The organism is Actinoplanes sp. NPDC048791 (genome assembly GCF_040650095.1).
GTDB lineage: Bacteria > Actinomycetota > Actinomycetes > Mycobacteriales > Micromonosporaceae > Actinoplanes.
This window is the reverse complement of the sequence record NZ_JBEZGQ010000870.1, coordinates 1-3,527: the sequence shown is the minus strand read 5'-3', so window position 1 is coordinate 3,527 and position 3,527 is coordinate 1. Positions and strand designations below refer to the sequence as shown.

At 71.0% G+C, this 3,527-nt stretch carries 5 protein-coding genes; all 5 read right to left on the bottom strand.

All coding sequences use genetic code 11. The annotated features are described in order from the left end of the window. Positions 1-670: serine/threonine-protein kinase (locus AB0C29_RS38815; RefSeq protein WP_360831460.1), on the bottom strand; the 670-nt coding region annotated here is incomplete at its 3' end. Positions 671-802: 132 nt separating this feature from the next. Then, on the bottom strand, positions 803-1,900 hold the full coding sequence (locus tag AB0C29_RS38810; RefSeq protein WP_360831457.1) for a HAMP domain-containing sensor histidine kinase: 1,098 nt from the start codon (positions 1,898-1,900) through the stop codon (positions 803-805). Between the two features lie 2 nt (positions 1,901-1,902). Next, complete coding sequence (locus AB0C29_RS38805) at positions 1,903-2,565, bottom strand: response regulator transcription factor (RefSeq protein ID WP_360555696.1); 663 nt, start codon at positions 2,563-2,565, stop codon at positions 1,903-1,905. 15 nt (positions 2,566-2,580) lie between these two features. Next, complete coding sequence (locus AB0C29_RS38800) at positions 2,581-3,264, bottom strand: VanZ family protein (protein WP_360831454.1); 684 nt, start codon at positions 3,262-3,264, stop codon at positions 2,581-2,583. Positions 3,265-3,403: 139 nt separating this feature from the next. After that, positions 3,404-3,527, bottom strand: a 124-nt coding sequence (locus tag AB0C29_RS38795; protein WP_360831463.1) for a cold shock domain-containing protein, incomplete at its 5' end; no start/stop codon positions are given.

Below are 3,527 nucleotides of genomic sequence, written 5' to 3'. Positions count from 1 at the left end.
GGAAGCGGGCGGCGAGGATGTCGCCGACGCTGGTGCCCGGCCAGGCGCGGGTGCCCGTGAGGCATTCGAACAGCAGCAGGCCGAGCGCGTAGACATCGGCCGCGGGGTAGGTCGGTTCGCCGCGCAGCTGCTCGGGCGCGAGGGTGGCCGGGGTGCCCCAGAGCTGCCCGTGCGCGTCGAAGCTGTTCTGCCCGGCTAGGGCGGCGATGCCGAAGTCGAGGACCTTCACGCCGCCCGGGGTCAGCATGACGTTGCGGGGCTTCACGTCGCGGTGCACCAGGTCCCGCGCGTGCGCGGCGGCCAGGGCGGCGGCGACGTCCGCACAGATCTCGGCGGCGCGCGACCATTCGAACGCGCCGGTCGCGGCGAGCCGGTCGGCTACGGTGTCACCCTCGAGAAACTCCATGATCAGGTACGGGATCCGCTGGTCCCCGTCGACGGCCTCGCCGTAGTCGTAGACCCGGGCGACGTTCGGGTGGCTCAGCGTCGCCGCGGCCCGCGCCTCGCGCAGCACGTCGAGGAACGGCTCACCGCTGTCCGGCCGGTACGGCGAGAACAGCTTGATCGCGACGCGACGTTTGAGCGTACGGTCGTAGCCGCTGTGCACGACGGCGCTGCCACCGTGGCCGACCGGCTGCTCGACCCGGTAACGACCTGCCAGAGATCGCATGGTCATCCCTCCTGGCCGTCGCGCGAATCCGTCACCCACAGTGTGGATCTTTCTTGGCACCGATCCTGCTGCGAGTGTCGCATGTCATACCCAGCCGCGCACTGGCAGAAGCACGCCTGATTCGCGACAGTGCTACGGCGTACCGGGTAGCCGGACGGTGACGCGGAGACCGCCGGTGGGGCCGGGCCTGAGGTCGAGGGAGCCGTCGTGGGCTCGGACGATGCTGTGCACGATGGCCAGTCCGAGGCCGGCGCCGGCGTGTTCGTCCGTGCGTACCCGTTCTGTCCCGCGCTGGAAGGGCTCGGTCAGCGTCGGCAGCAGTTCGGGCGGGAGCCGGCGACCCGTGTTCTCGACCTGCAACACGCTCGTGTCACCGTGCGACTCAGTACGCACAGTGACGGTGCCGTCCGTTGGGACGTTGTGGACAATGGCGTTCTGTACAAGATTCGTCACCATCCGCAGCAGAAGCTGAGGCGAGCCGTTGGTCCGGGCCGCTCCGCCGGTGACCTCCAGCGTGATCCGGCGCCGTTCGGCCAGCGGCAGCAGCGTCTCGGCGGTTTCCTCGGCGAGCAGGGACAGGTCGACGCTCTCCCGGGTGAAGTCCCCGCGGTCGCCGCGGCTGAGCACCAGCAGGGCCTCGGTGAGGTCGATGGCCCGCTGGTTGACGGTGTGCAGCCGCTCGATGAGCTCACCCCGCACCCGGGTGGGGTCCTTACGGGCGACCTCGAGCAGCGTCCGCGAGATCGCGAGCGGGGTGCGCAGCTCGTGCGAGGCGTTCGCGGCGAACCGCTGCTGCTCGGCGACGTGGGACTCGAGCTGGTCGAGCATCGAGTCGAACGCGTCGGAGAGCTCACGGAACTCGTCGCGGCGCCCCTTCATGCGGATCCGGTGCGACAGTGACCCCTGGCCGGTGGTCCGGGCCGCGTCCGCGATCTGGGTGAGCGGCGCGAGGATCCGGCCGGCCAGCACCCAGCCGCCGACCAGGCCGAACACCAGCACGAAGGCCAGCACGGCGGCCGCCCGCGGAGCGAAGATGTGCAGCAGGTTGGACCGGACGGGGAAGACGCCGTTGATGCTGGTGTCGGTGCCGATCAGCAATGCCCGGTCGGGGACGTAACGCAGCAGGAACACCCACACGGCGGCGAGCAGCAGAGCACCGGCCAGCAGGAGGAAAGCGGCGTAGCTGAGGGTGAGCTTGAGGCGGACGCTCATCCCGGGGGCTCTGGTCACGCTCACCCCTGATCGATGCGGTAGCCGACGCCGGGCACGGTGGCGATGATCCAGGGCTCGCCGAGCCGTTTGCGTAACGCGGACACGGTGATGCGCACGGCGTTGGTGAGCGGGTCGGCGTTTTCGTCCCAGGCCCGTTCCAGCAGCTCCTCGGCGCTGACCACCCCGCCCTCGGCGGCGACCAGAACCTCCAGCACGGCGAACTGCTTGCGGGTGAGCGCGACGTAGCGCCCGTCGCGGAAGACCTCCCGGCGGAACGGGTCGAGCCGCAGGCCGGCGATCTCGCGGACCGGCGGCCGGGCGTGCCCGCGCCGGCGGTCGAGGGCCCGCAGCCGGAGCACCAGCTCCCGCAGCTCGAACGGTTTGGTGAGGTAGTCGTCGGCGCCGAGCGCGAAGCCGGAGGCCTTGTCGTCGATCCGGTCGGCCGCGGTGAGCATGAGGATCGGGATGCCGCTGCCCGAGGCCACGATGCGCCGGGCCACCTCGTCGCCGGAGGGGCCGGGGATGTCGCGGTCGAGGACCGCGAGGTCGTACGAGTTGACGCCGAGCAGCTCCAGGGCCGCGTCGCCGTCACCGGCGATGTCGGCGGCGATCGCTTCGAGCCGCAGCCCGTCACGGACGGCTTCGGCCAGGTAGGGCTCGTCCTCCACGATCAGTACGCGCATGCCGGCAGCCTATGGTCAGCGCGGTCCGGAGGTGGCCGCCGCCGGTGCGGATCGGTGCTGGTCGGACGGCTCCTCCGCCGTGGTCCGCCACCAGCGGCGGGACGCCAGCGCGGCCAGCGCGGCGCCGGCCGCGTTGACCAGGACGTCATCGACCGACGACACCCGGTCCAGGCGGAAGACGAACTGCGCGGTCTCGATCAGGATCGAGCAGCCGGCCCCGAGGGCCAGGATCCGCGGTACGGAGGCCAGCGCCGCGAACCGCATCGGGGCGAAGAAGCCCAGCGCGGCCAGGATCAGCAGGTTGCCGCCGATCCCGAGCGGTCCCATCGTGATGAGGTCCCGCAGCGGCACCAGACTGACCCGGCCGGGGACGACACCCGCGCCCGGACCCGGCATCAGAGTCATCCAGATGAACGGCACTGTCCCGTAGACCAGGCCCACGTCGGCCACCGAGATCCGCCAGGCCAGGGAAACGCCGATGGCGCGCCGCCGGTAGGCCAGGGCCCACACCAGCAGAGCGGCCGGCGGCAGCCCGACCAGCATCATCAGGATCAGGCCGTTCTCGGTGTCGTAGCAGCCGTGCCACCGCCCGGCCAGACACGCCGGAGCAGCCATCACGAGCGGCCGCCGCACGACGAACACGGCGCCCGCGAGGCCGAGAACGGCCAGGCCGACGGACAGGGTTCTCCTGGGGCTCATGACCTCATTGAAGAGGGCCGGCCGTTGCCGGAGCGTATGCGATTTTCCATACGCCGGCGATACCCGCGGTGCACCTCAACGGGAACGCGAACGGCGGCCCGACTGAATCAGTCGGACCGCCGTCGGCGAAGAGCGAAGGTCAGAGCGGGCGGATGTTCTCCGCCTGCAGGCCCTTCTGGCCCTGGGTGATGTCGAACTCCACCTTCTGGTTCTCGTCGAGGCTGCGGTAGCCGCTCGTCGCGATGGCGGAGAAGTGGGCGAAG

What these genes read in the sequence shown, in the direction of transcription:
- AB0C29_RS38800 (WP_360831454.1), bottom strand. Translation starts at nt 3,264, where the DNA reads ATGAGCCCCAGGAGAACCCTGTCCGTCGGCCTGGCCGTTCTCGGCCTC.
- AB0C29_RS38805 (WP_360555696.1), bottom strand. Translation starts at nt 2,565, where the DNA reads ATGCGCGTACTGATCGTGGAGGACGAGCCCTACCTGGCCGAAGCCGTC.